Here is a 15,265-nt window from a genome sequence, read left to right on the forward strand (position 1 = left end):
GATGTGACAAAATGAAAATTGCAGCTTTTGATATCGGTGGAACGGCCCTTAAAATGGGGGTCGTTTTGCCGCATGGTGAAATTATACTAACAAAATCCGCCGAAATCAGCGGTAGCGACGGCGACCAAATTTTAGCAGAAATGACATTATTTCTTACTGAAAATAAGGATGTAACCGGAATTGCAGTCAGCGCGCCTGGCTATGTGAACCCAAAAACCGGACTTATTACAATGGGCGGCGCTATCCGTAGATTTGATAACTTTAATTTGAAAGAATGGCTTGAAGCAGAAACCGGAATTCCTGTTGCCATTGAAAATGACGCCAATTGCGCCCTTCTTGCCGAAAAATGGCTTGGTAAAGGACAAAATTTGGATGATTTTCTTTGTCTAACAATCGGAACTGGGATTGGCGGCGGAATTTTTTCCAATGGCGCATTAGTTCGTGGTGGTCGTTTCCGGGCTGGCGAGTTTGGTTATATGTTTAGCGAACGTCCAGGGGCTTTCCGTCCTGGCAAATATACGCTAAATGAGACTACCACAATGCTTGTTCTTCGCAGACAATACGCGGAACTTACTGGGCGCCCTTTGGAAGAGATTACTGGCGAAGAAATTTTTGCTAAGTATGATGGACACGACGCCGTCTCAGAACGTCTTATTACTGAGTTTTATACTGGAATTTGTACGGGGCTTTATAATTTAATTTACTTGTTCGATCCAACGCATATCTTTATTGGTGGTGGAATTACAAGTCGCCCTACTTTTATCACGGAGCTAAAGCATCATATGGAGAGCTTTGGGCTGCGTGACACAATTATCGAAACAGCAACACATAAAAACCAAGCTGGCCTACTCGGCGCAGTGTATCACTTTTTACAGGAGGAAAATAGACATGAATGAAATGGAAACAGTAATTTTTGGCATGATTAGCCAAGTTGGTTCTGCGAGAAGCAGTTACTTAGAAGGGCTTCGTGCGGCTCGTGAAGGCAATTTCGAGGAAGCAGAAGCAAAACTACAAGAAGGTAGCGAAACTCTTGCAAATGGGCACCACGAGCATCATAAGCTAATCCAAAAAGAAGCTTCCGGTGAAAAAGTGGAAATCCAATTACTTTTAATCCATGCGGAAGACTTACTCATCACAACCGAAACTTTAAGAGAAGTTGTCACTGAGTTCGTGCATGTATATAAAAAAATAAGCTAAAGAAAAGCGTGTAGGTCATGAAAACCTACACGCTTTTTATTATTCTTCTTGCTCTTGATTATAATTTTTCTTCGCCATCGCTTCCAGTAAAAAAAGTACCGGGATTTGCGTCGTAATATTCGTCTTATCAACCATTTCTTGAGTTACATAATACGGAATATTAACATCAGACAAGCCCGCGAGCGTATTGTGGCTCGTATTGGTTATACTAATAATCCGACTGCCATACTGCTGCATATTTTGCGCCTGCTCAAGCACCTGATCCGTCTCGCCTGACACAGAAAGAATAATCATCACTGCTTTATTTTTAAATTGCTCTCCCGGGTTAGGATAAAATGGATCTTTAATATAAAAAGTCCGCTTCTTCATATTGGAGAAAAAACGACTGCCATATTCTGCCAAAATCCCTGAAGTCCCAATTCCGAAAAACACGACTAAATCGGCTTCATTGATGATCTCCGCCGCCGCGTCTAACACATGATCATAATCACGGTTCATTGTTCGTTCAAAGAATTCCTCTAAAACTTCCACTGTATCCGCGGTTTTTTTCTTTACCTCACGAGTCGCTTCTTGTTTTAGCTTCACTTTAAATTCCGAAAAGCCTTCACAGCCTAATTTTCTTGTAAATCGAACAATCGAAGCCGGCGAGACGTGCGTCACTTCCGAAAGCTCGCGCACTCTCATAAACATAACTTTGTCCCGATTGTCCATTATGTACCGGTATAAATGATGCTCTGTCTCTGTAAATTGTCTAATCACTTCATACGAAAACATAAGTTTATTCACCTCATCTGTATCAGTATTTCCCGGGAAATAAAAACAGGCGACCCAACTCGCATTATGCAATCTAGGTCACCTGTCCGTGTCCATCTTATTATAAGGATGGAATATTTTTCTTTTTCTTCACATAGAAACGTAGGGCAATAATAATTGCACCACCAACTGTGTTAACAATCGGACTTAACGCTACATTGATATTTGGAGGAATAGTTACTTGTACAATCGTCATTACAAACATCCACACTGCAATGACTCCAACTGCTACTAGTAAGTATTTTATCGTTCCACCTTTTTGGCCTGCACGCATGTTTGAAGCGTATTTACGCAAGATAAGCATTGCGAAACCACCGACAACTGCAGTGATTAACAACACGATAATTCCCAAAGTCTGCGCATTTTTTTGGAAATAAGCACTAATTCCGGAAATCAGCATCATCGCTCCAAGTACAAGGAGTCCACCGTCAAGTACTAGCCACCATTTGTCCGTATTTTGCTCCACTGTAGCAGCTTTCACATCTAAAGAAACAACATATTCTGTTGGTGTTAAATTAAATAATTTTCTCGCTGTTATGCCTTTTTTCTGTTCGGCTAAAATCTTTTCGCTCATTTCATAAACAATAATCTCTTGTTGTTCTGCGCTGTAATGAGTTTCTCGCAAATGTTTTTCTACTTCCATCACATATTGCAAGTTCCGCTTCGTTAAATTAGCTTTCAATTCAGCTAACTGCGGTTTAATCGTTTCTGTTTCTGTCGTCAATGCTAAATCCTCCCTCGCTCATTCTATCCTCTATTATACCGGACTTACCTGCTATAAAAAAGCTATTTTTTTAATTCGTTTTAGACAATTGAAAAAGCCCGCGCATTTTGTTTAAAATGTAGAGTGCTAAAATAAAACTACCAATCGTCGCGCCAATTCCCCAAGCTAAATAGCCAACGAAACCAAGCTCTGTATCTGTTACTGCCAAATTAGCTGCAGTCATCCCAACAAATAACGAAAACAACACTAAAAACGGCCATTTAACCCAAGAAAATGCAAATAAATAACCACTTCGTTCAATATGCTGCTTCTTATATAAGATTAAAATAGCAACAACCATGAGTACACTTAATATTACGCTAAAAATCACAGCCCCAAACGAGGCGGACTCAAACGAAAACGGAGAAAATATGTTCACATAATCCTCAAATCGTAGCAGTTTAGACATCCCTTTATCTCCGCCATGCGGCCAAATAAAGTTATACATGTTATCTAAAGTAGGATTTAACACGCTCGGCAGTAACATCACACCAAATGCCACAAAAGCCGCAGCAATAGGCGAACCTATCAATAAACCAATTAAAATAGCTACTAAAAATATAAGTAAATAAGTAAATAATCCACCAACTATATCCACCCAAAATTTTGGTGCATCTAATTGAATATATTCTTTTGGAACATGCGACATGAAGTATGTCAACCCAATTCCCATCGAGATAAGATAACTCAGCCCAATGGTCGCTATTCCCATCATCATTTTAACCCCAACTATGTGCGTCCGTTTATATGGTAATGATGCCGTAAAACGATTCGCTCTTGTGTAGCGCTCAAAAATAACTGCCAAAACCCCTAAAATAAAAACACTCACCTTAATCAATGTAAAAAACATTTCTACTTGAAAATAAAACATAAATGGCATGTAATCTACAAACTCATCTTGAACAAAATTTGTATACATTGGAACCGCTAAATACGCCACTGTCAAACTAGCTTTCATTTCCTCATCAGAAGTTTTAAATTCAGGATTTTCTTTCTGTTGCTTTAAAAACTCACTTGATTCGTAGTACTCTTTTTGACTATTCCATCTATCTGCGTCTGACATTAGTCCCAAAGTAATTCCTAAGAAAAATAGTATCACAACACCCAAAAGCATCCATCTCATATTACGCCATTCTCGGTACCATAAACCTCGATTAAACATTATTAGCCTTGTCCCTCCTGTCTGTTTTAAATCTCGTAATAATCTATTTTATCATTTGCTAAATGCACCGTGAAAATGTCTTCTATCGAGATCGACATTTCTTCTAGCAAAACCGGTTCTTCTAAGCGCAATTCGGCAAGAAAACTGCTAGCATTTTCAGTCACTAGAAGCGTGTAAATCCGCCCATTACGATACAATAATTGCGCGTTATTTTTCACAAAATCAGGTATTTTTTTCGTTTTAAATGCAACTTGTATTTTCACCGCATCGGTCCGCATATCTTCTAAATAATAATCCAGTTCCACGCTCGCGCCCTTTAGAACAATCACTCGATCCGCAATAGCCTCGAGTTCTTCCAAACGATGAGACGCAATCACTACACTTGTTCCTCGTTTTTTCACCGTGTCCTTTATCGTTGCTAAAATCTGCTTTTTAATAATGATATCTAGCCCATCCATCGGTTCATCTAGCAGCAAGAATCGAACATTAAGTGAAACAGCTAAAATAATAAAAAATAAGGCTTTCCGTCCCTTTGAAAAAGACATTAACTTAGCCTTCATTGGCAGTTCAAATCGCTGCATTAATTCATTAAAAAAAGCCTCATCAAAAGTCGTATAAATTTGTCGATATATCTTAACAACCGTCTGTACACTATATGTATTAAAATGATTCATATTATCTTCCAAGAAAAACAGCTGTTGCTTCACTTCCGGGTGCTTAAAAATACTCTCTTCACCTAAGAAAACATCGCCCTCATCAGGCAAATAAATTCCCGTCATCGTTGAAAATAGAGTTGTTTTCCCAACGCCATTGCGGCCAATTAATGCAGTAATCTCCCCTGCTTTTAAATCAAATGAAACATCCTTCAAAACCAAGTTATCGTCCATCTTTTTAGTTAAGTTCCGAATTTTCATTATTCCACCTCTTTCACTCATTATATAAGCTCCGGAATATTTTTTCTACATTTTTAAAAATTTTCTACCAATTCGCTATAAAAAGTTACAAACCAATCATTATACTAATTTCACATATTGCGGTAAAATATCCCTATATGAACTTATTTAAAACCCCTGAGGTGAAAACATGATAAAACTTGATATGACCATGCTTGATTCTTTTAAAGAAGACCCTAAGCTCCGGAAGCTTTTATTTTCTGGACATTTTGGTTTAGAAAAAGAAAATATTCGCGTAACTTCTGATGGAAAATTGGCTCTTACGCCACATCCCGCTATTTTTGGTCCAAAAGAGGATAACCCATATATTAAAACCGATTTTTCGGAAAGTCAGATTGAAATGATTACCCCGGTAACGGACTCGATTGACTCTGTATATGAATGGCTTGAAAATCTTCATAATATCGTTTCGTTGCGCTCAGAAAACGAACTACTTTGGCCGTCTAGTAATCCACCCATTTTACCAGCCGAAGAAGATATTCCAATTGCTGAATATAAAACGCCTGATAGCCCGGATAGAAAATACCGCGAACATTTAGCAAAAGGCTACGGTAAAAAAATCCAATTATTATCTGGCATTCATTATAACTTCTCATTCCCAGAAGCTTTAATTGACGGGCTTTATGACAAAATTAGTCTTCCAGAAGAATCAAAGCAAGATTTTAAAAATCGGCTATATTTAAAAGTCGCAAAATACTTTATGAAAAATCGCTGGTTGCTTATTTATTTAACTGGCGCAAGTCCGGTTTACCTTGCTGATTTCTCGAAAACGAAGCACGATGAATCCCTTCCGGACGGTAGTAGCGCGCTTCGTGATGGAATTTCTCTTCGAAATAGTAATGCTGGTTATAAAAACAAAGAAGCTCTTTACGTTGATTACAATTCTTTCGACGCTTATATTTCTAGCATCTCTAACTATATCGAAGCAGGGAAAATCGAGAGTATGCGTGAATTTTACAACCCGATTCGTTTGAAAAATGCGCATACCGACCAAACAGTCGAAAGTTTAGCGGAGCACGGCGTGGAATATTTAGAAATTCGCTCTATTGATCTGAATCCATTAGAGTCGAATGGTATTTCTAAAGACGAGCTTGCTTTTATTCACCTATTTTTAATTAAAGGTTTGCTTTCAGAAGATCGCGAATTATGCTCCAACAACCAACAATTAGCCGATGAAAATGAAAATAATATTGCGCTAAATGGTCTCGCGCAACCTGCCCTTAAAAATTGTGATAATGAAGAAATATCTGTCGTAGAGGCCGGGCTTTTAGAGCTTAATAAGATGAGCGATTTCATCCAAAGCTTGCGACCAGAAGACACCAAACTCCAAGCAATCATCGAAAAACAAAAAGAACGTCTGCTACACCCTGAAAAAACGATTGCTGCACAAGTGAAACAACAAGTAACAAAAGAAGGCTACGTTGACTTCCATTTAAACCAAGCCAAAACTTACATGGAAGAAACCGAAGCTTTAGCCTACAAATTGATTGGCGCAGAAGACATGGAGCTTTCCACCCAAATCATTTGGAAAGACGCCATCGCGCGCGGCATCAAAGTCGATGTATTAGACCGGGCCGAAAACTTCCTTCGCTTCCAAAAAGGCGACCATGTGGAGTATGTAAAACAAGCGAGCAAAACATCCAAAGACAACTACGTTTCCGTTTTAATGATGGAAAATAAAGTAGTTACTAAACTTGTACTTGCAGAACATGATATTCGCGTTCCATTTGGCGACAGTTTTAGCGACCAAGCCCTTGCACTAGAAGCTTTCTCCCTATTTGAGGATAAACAAATTGTCGTTAAACCAAAATCCACCAACTACGGGTGGGGTATCAGTATTTTTAAAAATAAATTCACGCTGGAAGATTACCAAGAAGCTTTAAATATCGCATTTAGCTATGATAGCTCCGTTATTATCGAAGAGTTCATTCCTGGCGACGAATTCCGCTTCTTAGTTATTAACGACAAAGTTGAAGCTGTACTAAAACGTGTCCCCGCTAACGTAACCGGCGACGGAATCCATACAGTGCGCGAGCTGGTTGAAGAAAAGAACACTGATCCTTTGCGCGGAACAGACCATTTGAAACCACTTGAAAAAATCCGTACTGGTCCAGAAGAAACGCTCATGCTCTCTATGCAAAACCTTTCTTGGGACAGCATACCTAAAGCAGAAGAGATTATCTACCTTCGCGAAAACTCCAACGTCAGCACAGGTGGCGACAGCATTGACTATACTGAAGAGATGGACGATTACTTCAAAGAGATAGCTATTCGTGCGACACAAGTACTTGACGCCAAAATTTGCGGCGTAGACATAATTGTTCCACGTGAAACAATCGACCGTGATAAGCATGCTATCATCGAGCTTAATTTCAATCCCGCGATGCACATGCACTGCTTCCCTTATCAAGGGGAGAAGAAAAAAATTGGTGATAAGATTTTAGATTTCTTATTTGAATAAAAAAATCCCAGCTACTAGTTTCGTAGCTGGGATTTTATATTACTCTCTCAATCCAATTTCACCATTTGAACTAATCACATCTTTATACCAATAATAGGATGCTTTCTTTTTACGCGAATAATCACCGGTTCCATCATCGTATTTATCCACATAAATAATACCATAACGTTTGGCCATTTCCCCTGTAGATGCGCTCACTAGGTCAATACAACCCCAAATAGTAAATCCAATCAAATCTACACCATCTTGAATTGCTTTATGCATTTGAAGAATATGTTCTTTGAAATAATCAATTCGATACGGATCATTAATCGTCCCATCGTCTTCCAATTTATCAAAGGCTCCTAAACCATTTTCAACTACCATAAGCGGAATATTATAGCGAGTATATAAATCATTCAGTGCAATCCGAAGCCCTACAGGATCTGTCTGCATTCCCCAATCATTTGTTTTTAAATAAGGATTTTCAGCCCCTCCAATAACACTTTTTCCCGAATTTTTATAGGCAGGATCGTTGGATGCACAAAGCGTTAAATAATAGCTAAAAGTATAAAAATCAACCGTGCCTTCTCGCAAAACTTGTTCATCTTCTGGGTCAAATTCAAGCTCAATACCATTATCTTTAAAGAATGTTTTTGCATAAAAAGGATAATACCCTTTGACATGAACGTCGCCGCAGAAATGGCTGTGCATTGCTTCCGTTTGCTTAGCCAACAAGACATCAGTTGGTTCGCAAGTACGCGGGTAGCGTGGCATATAAGCAATCATGCAGCCAATCATGAATTCTGGGTTGATGCTATGGCCTAGTTTTACCGCTTTTGCACTAGCAACAAATTGATGATGAAGGGCTTGATATCTCACTGTTGGGTCATCTTTTTGATGAAGGAAATCTCCCTCCGCATGACGAATGCCAAGCGATAAATAATTCCCAATTTCCATTGTTGCAGTATTTATTTCATTGAACGTCAACCAGTGTTTTACTAAATGTTTATAGCGTTTAAAAATCACTTCACAATAATGAAGATAGTAATCAATCAAATCACGCGACGCCCAGCCGTTCACCTCATTCGTTAATGCTAGCGGAATATCAAAATGAGCAATCGTCACTAACGGTTCAATCTGATATTTTTTCAGCTCCTTAAAAACATCTTCATAAAACTGTAATCCTTCCTCGTTAGGCTCTGCTTCCTTTCCTGTCGGGAAAATACGAGTCCAGTTTATGGACATCCGGAACACTTTAAATCCAGCTTCTGCCATTAACTTAATATCCTCTTTATAATGATGATAAAAGTCCACTGCTTCATGACTTGGATAAAAAGTGGATTCTTCTAATTGTGCGGTAATTCTTCTTGGCTCTGTATGCGTTCCACCAGTGAATAAATCCGCACAGGCAAGCCCTTTTCCGCCTGAATTATAACCACCTTCAAACTGGTTAGCCGCGGTCGCCCCGCCCCACATAAAGCCATCTGGAAACTTCGTATTACTCATTTTGCTCACTCCTTAATTCCATTACTTGATTCCCTTTCGTTACCGTTCCACTATCCTTAGCTTCTACCAAAGCATATTCATTAGTATTTGTAATTACCATCATCGTTGTTGTATCATATTTTTCTGCAATTTTTTCCATATCAAACGTTACTAATAAATCTCCTTGTTCCACTACATCACCCGTCGCAACATGTGCCGTGAAGTAATTACCATCAAGCTTCACTGTATCAATGCCTACATGTAATAATATTTCAGCGCCATTATCTGACTGCATAGCAATCGCATGTTTTGTTTTGAAAAGCGAAATGATTGTGCCGTTAGCTGGAGCATAAAGTTTACCTTCATTTGGCTTAATCGCAATACTTTTACCCATAATTTCATCTGCAAAAGTAGTATCATTTACTTGGCTCATTTTTACTAATTCACCAGTAACTGGAGCTTGCAAAACTTCTGTCCCAGCTGCTATTTTTTCTGCTACAGGAGTTGCTTCTACCATTTGCTCATCAATACCGAAAATATAAGAGAAAATTAAAGCCACGATAAATGCTAAGGCCATCGCAATTAATGCATAAACAAAAGTATCTCCGACAAGACCTGGAAGTCCTGGAATACCACCGTTACCAGTTAAGACATACGCTTTTACACCAAACATCATTGCAAAGCCGCCACCAGCAGCCCCACCAATTAACGACGCCATGAAAGGACGTTTATATACCACATTTATCCCGTACATTGCCGGTTCCGTGACACCCATTAATGCAGTTAAACCAGTTGAAAATGCTAATGATTTCAGTTTTTTATCTTTTGCCCGGAAAAATACACCGAAAGTCGCTCCTGCTTGGCTCATATTGGAAATATAAGTTAACGGTAAAAATTTATCATAACCATATTTTGCTAAATTACTAATAACAAATGGAACAATTGCATAGTGCATACCAGTCATAACGATAATGGCCATGGCACCACCAATCAAGATACCGCCAATAACTCCACCATTATTTAATAACCAGTTAATTCCGCCAGATACACCGTCTCCAACAAATGTACCTAGTGGCCCAATAACAACAAGCGTCAAAGGAACAACAATAAACATTGTAATTAATGGGACAAACAACAGTTTTAACGAGGTTGGAATAATCCGGTCCACCCATTTTTCCACATACGACATAATCCAAATTGCAAGTAAAATCGGAATAACAGAGTAAGCATACGTCACTGGAGTTACTGGTAACCCGATAAAGTGTGGCGTTGTCCCCGCACTAAGTAAAGCCGTTAAATCCGGATAAAGTAGCGCCGCTCCAATTCCAAGCGCGACAAACATATTCGCTTTAAAGTAACGCGCGGCACTTACAGCAACTAAAATTGGCAAGAAGTAAAATACCCCGTCACCGATAGCTAACAAGATACGGTAAGTTTCTGTATCTGTTGCTAACCAACCAAGTGAAACAAATAATGCCATGAAACCTTTGATTAAACCAGCTCCCGCAATCGCAGGAAGAATTGGTGCAAACACGCCCGAAAGTGCATCAAAGATATTCGAGAAAAATCCTTTTATTCCTTTTTGCCGTGTCGTTTTATTTGTCGTTTCTTTGTTTTTCCAAGCAGGATTTTCTGTCACTAATGCGTCAAACACTTTAGGCACGTCATTTCCGATAATTACTTGGAATTGATTCCCCGCAACATTCGTCCCCATCACTTTATCCAAATCTTTTAATTGTTTTTCATTTACTTTCGATTGATCTTTTAATTGAAACCGTAGTCTGGTAATGCAATGATAAACTTCATTCACATTATTTTTCCCACCGACTGCCTGTAAAATTTCTTTTGCTAATTGATTGTAGTCCATGCTAATCCTCCTAAATATAATAGAAAAACCTGAATGAAATGCACCTAAAAAAGCATACAATCATCCAGGTATTGCCCGCAAATCGCGGTAACAAGCCTATTAGTTATTTTTTCTTTTTAAAAGCCGTTCAATATGAAGCGCCAGATAAAACTGTTCCGAATGACTCATCGTAAATTGATAATTCTTTTCCAAAAACACACCAATTTTATCAATACATTCGAAAATAGCGCCTCTACTTTTCTTCACTGTTTGATAAAGAAATTCATCCATTTCGTCAATTGTCTCGCCAATAATTACGCGTTGACAGAAAAACTTCAGATGGGTCATAAAACGATAATAATTCGTACTTTCTTCATCAAATTCAATGTTAAAATGATATTTAATAATAGAAATAATTTCTTGAATTAACTGCATAATGTGTGTGACGTCGTTCATATCACTATCTACTTCCGCATTAACAAAATGTAGCGCTATATTAGAAATTTCTGCATCAGGAAGCTCTATTTCAAGCTTACTTTCCACCATTTTCGCAGCCTCTTTGGCCACTGCGTATTCTTCCTGATAAAAGCGTTTCACTTCCCACGAGAGCGGATTTTCGATAACCACGTTTTCTTGCAAACGTTGCGTGGCAAAGTACAGATGATCCGAAAGAGAAATATAGATGACATCACTAATATCTTTCGTCGTTTTCATTTTGAAAAGCTTCACAATATCGTCAGTTACTTCTAAAAATTGTATTGGAATTTCATTTACAATCATTTTAAACTTATCCATTGTGTCATCTTTCAACTCAAAAACTTTTTCGATTTTCGATTCATTAATTGGATCGCCAACTTTAGAATTAAAGCCAAGCCCCTTTCCCAAAATCAGCAATTCCTGCGCATCCTCGTCAATCGCACTTACAATATTATTATTTAAAATCCTCTCAATTCTCAAACAAATCACCACCTATTTGAAGCAAAATAAAAAGAGCAATACCACACATATCAGCCAAAAAAACTAATATCTGGTATTGCCCGCATTACCGGTAACAAGCCTCATGGATATAGTACCACCATATGAAATCGCTGTCAATGGGTTTTGTTAAAACCATTCTACCCTTAACTATTTTCGATTATTCCTCCCCTAGGTAACAGTATCTTATTTGTAATTAAATTTAAAATGAAATAGATTAAAACAAAGGAGCCCCAATAGATAACCAAGTTTTCATATCCAAGCAATAATACCCTAAAGAAAATTTTATGAATAAGCACCACTAAGAGTATTAAAAGACTATTTACTAAAGAAATACCGATAATTTTCATCTTATTTCGCCTCCTTCAATGTAAATGATTCGATCTGCTTTTGCAGATATTTCTGGGTCATGTGTGACACAAATGATTGTTTTACCTTGTTTTTTCAATGCTAAAAATAATTCAATGATTTTGTGTTTGTTTTTATCATCCAAGTTGCCTGTTGGTTCGTCCGCAAGTAATAACTGAAATGGTTTGAGTAAAATTCGCACAATAGCAATCCGTTGTTTTTCTCCACCGCTTAATTGGTATACTTTTTTTGCTAAATAGCTTTCATCCATTCCTACTTCTTCTAAATGCTCTATCATCAGCTTGCGATTTTTCCCACCTGTAATGGATAAGTTTTCTAACACTGTTTCATTTTCCATCAATAGATAATTTTGGAATATAAAACCTAACACCTCTTTTTTTAGAGTCATAACCTCTTTTTTCGGCTGATATTCCATCTCGTTAATAATAACTTGCCCACTATCTTTTGAATCTAGGTGTCCGATAACATTTAGCAGCGTGGTCTTCCCACTACCACTCTCGCCGACGACTGCAATAAATTCACCAGCTCCAATAGAAAGAGAGACTTTTTCCAAAATCAATTTATCTTGTATCTTTTTACTGACATTAACTAATTCAATCATATTTTTCACCTTTAAGTATGGCTTTAAAATCTTTATAAATCGCTTTTTCCTTTATGAAATAAATGGCACATAGTTCTATTATGAGAATAACAACGCTAAAATATAGGGCAACCGGTTCTTTGCTAAGAATAAAAATGAGGATTCCAGAAAAAACACTCACAAACAAATTGCTTATACTAAACCATTTACTACTTTTCCAAAACGAATAGCCAAATACATGATAAATTAGTTGCTTATATAAGTTCTCCCCGTAATAGGACAGTACAAGAAGTACCATAAAAGAGCATAAGCATAGGGCTAAGATAATCGTACCTATCAATTGCTGATATATTTGCCATTTCAAAGTAGTTATTTCGCTTGAAACTTCTTGATAAACACTCCTTACATGGGTAATTTCTCTTGCATTTGAATTACTAATAAGTGGTAAGATAGCGTTAAAAGCGTCACCATTCGATTTATCAATAAAATATACAGAAGAAGTTACATGAGCGCCAATACTAGATGAGTCAATATTTCCCGTATATACAATCGCAATTGGATCCGTGATATTTCCAGTCCTAAAATCCCCAGTATTACTATCATAGGAAAAATAATCTTGATTATTTTCTGCATAAATAATATTAACACTTAAGTCTTCCTTACTTAGCGCCACAGCAGGCAGGTCTAAAGCTTTGTTATAAATATTCGCCACTTCTACTTTTTGAAAATAGAAGTAATCGAGAAAAGTGTTTTTTATATCTTTCTCTAGTCCCTTCTTACTATTAGGAACAATAATATTCAAAACTTTATCACTGATTATCGCTTCTTTTTCCACGTTCTGACCTTTTATACTTTTAATCGGATTTAATTTTAAGTAATTAAAATCAATTTCTACGCTATTACCCTCAGGTGAGTTTATTTCAGAGTCCTTTTTCAAATAAGTTTCATAGAAAAAAGTATTAGTTTCACTTCGCTGAAAATTATTCGAATACATTAAAAACATCTCTTTCTTAGATGTACCTTCTTCATAAAAAGCACTTAAATTGTTGTTTAGCTCTTTATCAGCTTTTAAGTTATCTTGAATCCCCTCAGGTAAAACCCCTACTTTTACTTTAAAAATGTCCTTTGTAGCTTCCCATACATCAATATTAGCTAGTCTTGTATTTAATGTCTGAAGTGATTGATAAGAAGCAATAAAAGTACCTATAAATAAGCAGAGCAGCACAAATTTAATAACTAGATTGATTGCCAAATGCTGTCTTGATGATTGCATACGCTGGTCTGATTTTGCTTGATCAATTTTCTTTATTCTAAGTAATCCAAAGAAATACATTGGAAACAGAATAAAAATAAATAAAAGTACATTAAATAAAAGCAACTTCCACACTATCTCCACTAAGTACGTGGCTAGCCCATTTGCTAAAACAATACTAACAAAAGTTATCAGAATTGCTAACACACTAAACAAAGTAAATATTATAGTTTTATTGAACAAAGACATTAATGTAACTAATTCAGAATTCCCCCATATACGATTAACTAATAACCGTTGTTTAGAGTATCTTAAATAGTAATATGTAAAAACAAACAAAATAGCAAAACACAAAAGCAAAGTCATAAGTAACGGGATATTAATATATTTCCACCAGCTCACATCAACACTTTTCGTAGTTATTTCCCCGTACTGTTCAAATTCCTTTAAAAAAGCCTGATACGTATCCTGGTTATCTAAGCCGCTTACATAAAAAGTATCACTTAGACTCACATTTTTAATCTGTCCAAAGTCATAAACCTTTAAAGACCAATACTTAGAAGGATGATAAATCACACCCGATTGTTTTTCATCGCCACTTTCCCGATTCACCAAAAACCGATTTTTATCGGGATAATCTCCTTTTTTAAGCTTTATATTTGGTGAATACTGGGGATTAGAGGCATAAATATTCAAATCGCGTTCATCTAAAAATGTATACTGCGCTATGTTAATATTGTTCGCTTCTGAAAATTGCTTTATAGAATTATTAACTTCTAAAACCTGAAAGTCATCTTTATATTTAAACTGCACTTCTGTCTGGTCTTTAAAAAGAAAATCACGCGACAAAGTATTACTAATAAAAGTAAAAAACATTATATTACCAATGACAAGTGTTACTAATATGATAATGGAAAGAAGTTTTTTCATTAAATCATCCTTAGTTTAACTATAAAGCTAAGAAACATAATAATTTCTTAGCTTTATAGTAATTATTTTGTAGCCCAATTAGCTTTATTACCCCATAGCGATGATTTAATCCAAACACTTGCTAGATTGCTCTTTGGTTCCCACCTACTTCTTACTGTCGTCCTGAAATTAGAGGCACTTGATCTATGCATTTTTTTATAATGCTGATAATTTGAATAATGTCTATCTTGTCCCCATGTAACCCAGAAAGTACCGCCTCCAGCTGATTGCGCTGCTTTTAATAGAGGTTTTTTTCCTGTTGTGGTCTCAGAAAAAATCACTTTTTCACCTGTTTTATTTGCGCTCATTAGTGAATCTAAGCTAGTCTCTCCTTCATTTAGATTTTGAGCAGCTAAGGCGCCCATCGGTGATAACACTGTAAGCAATGCTATCGCTAAAACACATACTTTTCTCTTCATTGTATTCTCCCCCTCTTTCCAATTAATAGTTATATTGCA

General features: G+C 36.9%; 14 protein-coding genes. 3 read left to right on the forward strand and 11 right to left on the reverse strand.

From position 1 onward, the window contains the following. Positions 1 to 11 precede the first annotated feature (11 nt). Together bglK and GL301_RS14005 are read left to right on the forward strand one after the other, a co-directional pair. Complete coding sequence (gene bglK, locus GL301_RS14000; protein ID WP_010959095.1) at positions 12 to 896, forward strand: beta-glucoside kinase; 885 nt, start codon at positions 12 to 14, stop codon at positions 894 to 896. Beyond that, positions 889 to 1,197, forward strand: a complete 309-nt coding sequence (locus GL301_RS14005) for a PTS sugar transporter subunit IIA (RefSeq protein ID WP_003725346.1) — start codon at positions 889 to 891, stop codon at positions 1,195 to 1,197. The genes bglK and GL301_RS14005 overlap by 8 nt, the downstream gene beginning before the upstream one ends. Before the next feature lie 39 nt (positions 1,198 to 1,236). On the opposite strand, the gene GL301_RS14010 is transcribed toward GL301_RS14005, so the two are convergent. The 4 genes from GL301_RS14010 to GL301_RS14025 all read right to left on the reverse strand — a co-directional run bounded on the left by GL301_RS14010 (position 1,237) and on the right by GL301_RS14025 (position 4,849). Next, positions 1,237 to 1,971, reverse strand: a complete 735-nt coding sequence (locus GL301_RS14010; RefSeq protein WP_003722126.1) for a MurR/RpiR family transcriptional regulator — start codon at positions 1,969 to 1,971, stop codon at positions 1,237 to 1,239. A gap of 100 nt (positions 1,972 to 2,071) precedes the next feature. Then, positions 2,072 to 2,734 carry a DUF1129 domain-containing protein gene (locus tag GL301_RS14015; RefSeq protein ID WP_003725318.1) on the reverse strand — a complete coding sequence of 221 codons (663 nt, stop codon included), beginning with the start codon at positions 2,732 to 2,734 and terminating at the stop codon, positions 2,072 to 2,074. Between the two features lie 70 nt (positions 2,735 to 2,804). Beyond that, entirely contained in the window at positions 2,805 to 3,935 is a 1,131-nt protein-coding gene (locus GL301_RS14020; protein ID WP_003725319.1) for a permease, read from the reverse strand. Between the two features lie 26 nt (positions 3,936 to 3,961). Next, a complete protein-coding gene (locus tag GL301_RS14025) occupies positions 3,962 to 4,849 on the reverse strand; it encodes an ATP-binding cassette domain-containing protein (RefSeq protein ID WP_003725320.1) in 888 nt (295 codons plus the stop codon). A 169-nt stretch (positions 4,850 to 5,018) separates the two neighbouring features. Between GL301_RS14025 and gshAB the strand changes: the two genes are divergently transcribed. Then, a complete protein-coding gene (gene gshAB, locus GL301_RS14030) occupies positions 5,019 to 7,349 on the forward strand; it encodes a bifunctional glutamate--cysteine ligase GshA/glutathione synthetase GshB (protein WP_003725321.1) in 2,331 nt (776 codons plus the stop codon). Between the two features lie 39 nt (positions 7,350 to 7,388). Here the strand turns inward: gshAB and GL301_RS14035 are convergent, their stop codons facing one another. The 7 genes from GL301_RS14035 to GL301_RS14065 all read right to left on the reverse strand — a co-directional run bounded on the left by GL301_RS14035 (position 7,389) and on the right by GL301_RS14065 (position 15,226). Next, the gene (locus GL301_RS14035) at positions 7,389 to 8,837 is read right to left on the reverse strand and encodes a glycoside hydrolase family 1 protein (protein WP_021496583.1); all 1,449 of its coding nucleotides are present in this window, start codon (positions 8,835 to 8,837) and stop codon (positions 7,389 to 7,391) included. After that, positions 8,830 to 10,683 (reverse strand): beta-glucoside-specific PTS transporter subunit IIABC, encoded by a 1,854-nt coding sequence (locus tag GL301_RS14040; RefSeq protein ID WP_003730734.1) that lies wholly within the window; start codon positions 10,681 to 10,683, stop codon positions 8,830 to 8,832. The genes GL301_RS14035 and GL301_RS14040 overlap by 8 nt, the downstream gene beginning before the upstream one ends. A 99-nt stretch (positions 10,684 to 10,782) precedes the next feature. Beyond that, the gene (licT, locus tag GL301_RS14045; RefSeq protein ID WP_003727625.1) at positions 10,783 to 11,619 is read right to left on the reverse strand and encodes a BglG family transcription antiterminator LicT; all 837 of its coding nucleotides are present in this window, start codon (positions 11,617 to 11,619) and stop codon (positions 10,783 to 10,785) included. Positions 11,620 to 11,783: 164 nt separating this feature from the next. Beyond that, complete coding sequence (locus GL301_RS14050) at positions 11,784 to 11,987, reverse strand: bacteriocin-like WGxF protein (protein WP_003725347.1); 204 nt, start codon at positions 11,985 to 11,987, stop codon at positions 11,784 to 11,786. After that, positions 11,984 to 12,607 carry an ATP-binding cassette domain-containing protein gene (locus GL301_RS14055; protein WP_003725325.1) on the reverse strand — a complete coding sequence of 208 codons (624 nt, stop codon included), beginning with the start codon at positions 12,605 to 12,607 and terminating at the stop codon, positions 11,984 to 11,986. The genes GL301_RS14050 and GL301_RS14055 overlap by 4 nt, the downstream gene beginning before the upstream one ends. Then, complete coding sequence (locus GL301_RS14060; protein WP_010959097.1) at positions 12,600 to 14,768, reverse strand: bacteriocin-associated integral membrane family protein; 2,169 nt, start codon at positions 14,766 to 14,768, stop codon at positions 12,600 to 12,602. The genes GL301_RS14055 and GL301_RS14060 overlap by 8 nt, the downstream gene beginning before the upstream one ends. A gap of 62 nt (positions 14,769 to 14,830) precedes the next feature. Continuing rightward, positions 14,831 to 15,226 carry a lactococcin 972 family bacteriocin gene (locus tag GL301_RS14065; protein ID WP_009928573.1) on the reverse strand — a complete coding sequence of 132 codons (396 nt, stop codon included), beginning with the start codon at positions 15,224 to 15,226 and terminating at the stop codon, positions 14,831 to 14,833. Positions 15,227 to 15,265 lie beyond the last annotated feature (39 nt).

The sequence above is a fragment of the Listeria sp. LM90SB2 genome (assembly GCF_028867355.1).
In the GTDB taxonomy this organism is placed as follows: domain Bacteria; phylum Bacillota; class Bacilli; order Lactobacillales; family Listeriaceae; genus Listeria; species Listeria monocytogenes_B.

Excerpts from the sequence above, each read along its gene's own strand:
- GL301_RS14005 (WP_003725346.1), top strand. The coding sequence starts at position 889 with ATGAATGAAATGGAAACAGTAATTTTTGGCATGATTAGCCAAGTTGGT.
- GL301_RS14020 (WP_003725319.1), bottom strand. The coding sequence starts at position 3,935 with ATGTTTAATCGAGGTTTATGGTACCGAGAATGGCGTAATATGAGATGG.
- GL301_RS14065 (WP_009928573.1), bottom strand. The coding sequence starts at position 15,226 with ATGAAGAGAAAAGTATGTGTTTTAGCGATAGCATTGCTTACAGTGTTA.
- GL301_RS14035 (WP_021496583.1), bottom strand. The coding sequence starts at position 8,837 with ATGAGTAATACGAAGTTTCCAGATGGCTTTATGTGGGGCGGGGCGACC.
- GL301_RS14055 (WP_003725325.1), bottom strand. The coding sequence starts at position 12,607 with ATGATTGAATTAGTTAATGTCAGTAAAAAGATACAAGATAAATTGATT.
- GL301_RS14040 (WP_003730734.1), bottom strand. The coding sequence starts at position 10,683 with ATGGACTACAATCAATTAGCAAAAGAAATTTTACAGGCAGTCGGTGGG.
- GL301_RS14025 (WP_003725320.1), bottom strand. The coding sequence starts at position 4,849 with ATGAAAATTCGGAACTTAACTAAAAAGATGGACGATAACTTGGTTTTG.
- GL301_RS14060 (WP_010959097.1), bottom strand. The coding sequence starts at position 14,768 with ATGAAAAAACTTCTTTCCATTATCATATTAGTAACACTTGTCATTGGT.
- GL301_RS14010 (WP_003722126.1), bottom strand. The coding sequence starts at position 1,971 with ATGTTTTCGTATGAAGTGATTAGACAATTTACAGAGACAGAGCATCAT.
- gshAB (WP_003725321.1), top strand. The coding sequence starts at position 5,019 with ATGATAAAACTTGATATGACCATGCTTGATTCTTTTAAAGAAGACCCT.
- bglK (WP_010959095.1), top strand. The coding sequence starts at position 12 with ATGAAAATTGCAGCTTTTGATATCGGTGGAACGGCCCTTAAAATGGGG.
- GL301_RS14050 (WP_003725347.1), bottom strand. The coding sequence starts at position 11,987 with ATGAAAATTATCGGTATTTCTTTAGTAAATAGTCTTTTAATACTCTTA.